Source organism: Micromonospora sp. M51 (assembly GCF_018070305.1).
GTDB classification, from domain to species: domain Bacteria; phylum Actinomycetota; class Actinomycetes; order Mycobacteriales; family Micromonosporaceae; genus Micromonospora; species Micromonospora parva.
Map to the genome: position 1 here is coordinate 1 of NZ_JAGPXZ010000596.1, position 3908 is coordinate 3908.

The 3908-nt window shown below is 71.8% G+C and carries 1 protein-coding gene; it reads right to left on the reverse strand.

Annotated elements, in window-relative coordinates; translation table 11 throughout:
• On the reverse strand, window positions 1-3908 hold a 3908-nt coding region (locus tag KBX53_RS25220), incomplete at both ends, for a hypothetical protein (RefSeq protein WP_210861990.1).

Below are 3908 nucleotides of genomic sequence, written 5' to 3' on the forward strand. Positions count from 1 at the left end.
CCGGGTCGGTCCAGACCGTGGCGGACGGATTGAGTCGCTCGGTGGTGACCGTCTCCAGTCGCTCGCCCTGGCGGTACCCGGTCGTGCTGTCGTGATACTCCCAGGACGACTTGTCGCACCACTCCCGGATTCCATTCGCGCCACGGTCGAAGAAGGACACCTGGGCCCAACGGACCCGCGTACGCCAGGCGACCCCGTCGGCGTCGCGGCCAGCGGCGGACAGGGTGCCATCGGCTTCGCGTCGCAGGATGCCCACGCGGACGTCGCTGCCGATCCGCTCCAGGTGGTAGGAGTTGCGGGCTTCCCGCCGGACGACGCCCAGCTTCGGATGTGGCGTCGCGATCAACTCCCGGGCCTGGGCGTCCGGCGCACGCCCCCGACGGGAGGCCGGCACGATGACCGACGGGAGGCCGACGACGGTGTACGAGCCCCGGCTGAGCGCTGTCGCGCCGTCATCGCGCCGGCTCAGCAGGTTCTGCATCGGCAGCAGCTGGACCGGCCGGCCCTCCCGTGGCAGATACGCCGCGTCACCGAGCAGCGCCTGACGGACCATGAGTGACCGGTCTGGCCCGCGCAGCAGACGGACGATCGATCCGTTGCGCGCCTCGTCCGCGTTGGCGACGGCATCGGCGCTGAAACGGAACACGACGTTCGGCCGTACCTCGAACTCGATCCGGTCGCCCTGCCGTACGACAGTGGCGAAGCACGGGGTCTCGTCGTTGGCAAGCCGGCTCATCAGGGCGGCGTGCGGGCGTCCGGGGCCGCCCACGATCGAGCCCTCGGCGCGATTGTCAGCCGGATGAATGCGCGTCAGCTTGACGAGGTAGACGGCGCCACGCAGCGGGTGGGTTCCCGGCTCGGCGTTGCGGTGGATGTGCTGCAGGAGCGCCTGCCGGCGGGAGAAGTCACGGCGCAGCACCGCGACCTCGAAACCCGTCCGCGATCCGCCGCCGATGAGATCGCCACCGCGCAGCGTGAGGGCGACGTCGTTGGGCAGCGGGCGGATCTCGTCAGCGGTCAGGAACAGGCGGCATCCCTGCGGAAGCTCGCCGTTGTCGAACGTCGGACTGATGAAGTGGAACTCGACCTGCGCGCCACCGCTGCGCCTGAACTTGTCGACGTCGAGCCGGACGAGCGCCTGGTTCGGGCGGTCCGGCCGGGCCTCGCGCCGTTCCGCCTGCCAGGCGTCGGTGATGCGGCGGCTGGCCTCCGGCGCCAGCCGCAACCGGCGCAGCACCACCGTCTGGGTGTCCCGGTAGACCGGGCCGTCGGCGGGTTGCTTGCGCCAGCGGACGTGCAGCGCCTTGATGCGCGGGCGGCCACCGTCCTGGTCGGCGACGATGTCGGCGAGGTGGATGACCTGGTTGGCGGCCTCCCGGTGGAGCTGCGCGTACCAACCCCAGCGGATGTGTTCCATCCGGATGTCCAGGACGAGGTCCTGGGTGCCGGCGCGCTGGTCGATCAGGACGTCGGTGACGAAGTCGCCGTGGAAGAGGGAGACGGCGTTGTCCGCCGCCGGTCTGCCGTCGATGGTGAGGGCCTGCTCGTTCAGTTCCAGCGTGTGGCCGTAGCCCCACTCGAACCGGTGCATCACCCCCTGCGCCGTCTCCCGGCGGTCGACGTAGTGCAGCCGCGCCCCGCGCAGATCCGAACGAATCCCGAGGCGGATACCCTGTCGCTGAAAGTGCCGGAAGAACTCCGCCATGGAGAGCGCGGGCGCGGTCCGGTAGCTGGCGAACACGCCGCCGGCCAACTCCAGCAGAACGACCCGCACATCGTTGCTGCGGTACGCGACGGCCACCCAGGGCTCCTCGCCCTCGGCGAGCGGGATCTGCCACGTCGACCCTCCGGTGGGCGTCGGCACCGTCCACTCCGTCTGCAGGGTCACCGTGGAGCCGCTGAGCGTCGCCGTCAGCGGGGAGCGCTCACCGGCGAGATAGCGGTAGTAACCGTCGGTGCTCGACTGCCCCGGAGCGGGGGTGGCGGCTGGCTGCTGCGCGACCCCGGTGGACAGGCTGAAGCTGCGCCGGACCACGACATGTCCCGGATCCACGTCCTCGAGCGCCACGTCGACACCGACGACCCGGGAGAACGGACCGGCTTGGACGTAGCGCGTCTCACCGTGCACCTCGGCCGATCCACGCCGGTCCGCATACCGGACCGCCATGCGACGCCGGTCGCGGTCCGGGTAGACCCGGGACATCTCGACAGTGCCGGCGCTCAGCGCGGGTTCCTCGCCGTTCGCTCCGACCGGTCGCAGATGCGCCGTGGCGGAGAGGTCGTCGTACAGGTAGAGGACCGGCCGGTTGGTCGACTGGGCCAGCGCCTTGCGCTGTCCTCGCCACTGCACGACGCCGAGGCCGATCGCGTCCGACGGAGGAACCTCGTTCTGGTACTCCCAGACCGCCCGGACGCGAATACGCCGGCGGTACGCGGTGAAGATCCAGCCGTGCCGGCTGCGGCGGCCACGCACGATCGCGCCGACGTCGGTCGGCGGGCGGTCGAAGTTCTCCCGGCGCAGAGAGCAGACCGCGATGTCGACTCCGAGGTCGAGCAGGACCGTGTAGACGTCGGCCCGGCTCCGGGTGATCGGCGCGTCGACCACGATGCCGCGCAACTCGTGCTGCCGCACCAGGGCGTCCTCACCGGCCTCCCGGTCGGCCTCGGCGAGACCCGCGGTGAGGTTGATGTTGGGTACCGGCGCCGGCTCGCCGTCACCGGTGGGCAACTCGAAGGTCCGCACGTCGCAGACCTGGGACTGACGGTTCTGTCGCAGGCGCTGATGCACCCGGTGTCGGGCGGAGACCGGCCCGAGCCAGATCGACTCCGCCTCCACGTCGACCGCGATCCCCTCGACGGTGTAGCCGCGCCGCATGCCCCACTGCGGTTCCGCCACAGTGGTGCGGAGTTGAACGACATGCCCGTCGGCCAGATCGACGAGCCGTTCGAAGAGCTCCCGATCCGGCCGATCCGGCAGGTTCAGATGACGGGCCGGCACGACCCGCCCGGCGATCTGCCGCCGCCGCTGCTGCTCCTCCCCCCAGGCGGAGGGGGTGAAGCGGCACAGGGTTCCGGGCGCGTCGAGCCCGGTGACGACGACGTCCGGAAGGTCCGCCAACCGGGGGTCGAACCGCCACGTGCCGTCGACGAGGCGCGCCTCGTGGTCCGAGCCGTCCCGGAACAGGTCACGCCACCGCAACGCGCGCACGTCGAGCGCATCCTCGGCCGGCCGGCCGGGTTCCCGACGCAGGCGCAGTCGCGGCGCGCCGACGTCGTCGCCGTACAGAACGGCCGTCTCGACAAGGCCGCACGGGTCACCGGCGGCCTCGCGGACGGCGGCGAGGAGGTCCGCGCGGTCATCGTCGTCCCAGACCTGGTTGTCCAGCACCACGTTGCAGCCGGGGCCGGCCGAGAACCGGATCGAGCGGCCCTGCCGGACGAGCTCGATCACCACCAGCCGGATCGGCGCCGGTTCGCCGCGACCGGTGAGTATCGCCAGGAACTCGACGTACTCACGGTCGACGGGCAGCCAGTGCTCGCCCTCCCATCGCGCGAGGGCCGGGTACTCGCCCACCGGCAGCTCCTCCAGCTCACCGAGGAGATCGGGATCCCAGCTCCGCCGCGCCTGCTGCGGAAGGGCCGCCACATCGAACGGCATGGCGTCGGCCACCCGGACGACGAGGCGTCCGGTGGCCGGCCGCTCGATCGTCGCGGGCCGCAGGTCGCCGACGACCGGCAACGAGGCCAACCGCTCGATCGGGCCCGCTGCCGCCGGTCCGGCGATGCTCCGGCGCAGCGGAACCGCCACCTGGTCGCCGACCCGGACGGCGTCGACCGGCGCCGGCACCGCCAGCGGGTCGGCCAGACCGCAGTTCACCCAGACCTGACCGTCCTTAGCCGCGCAGACC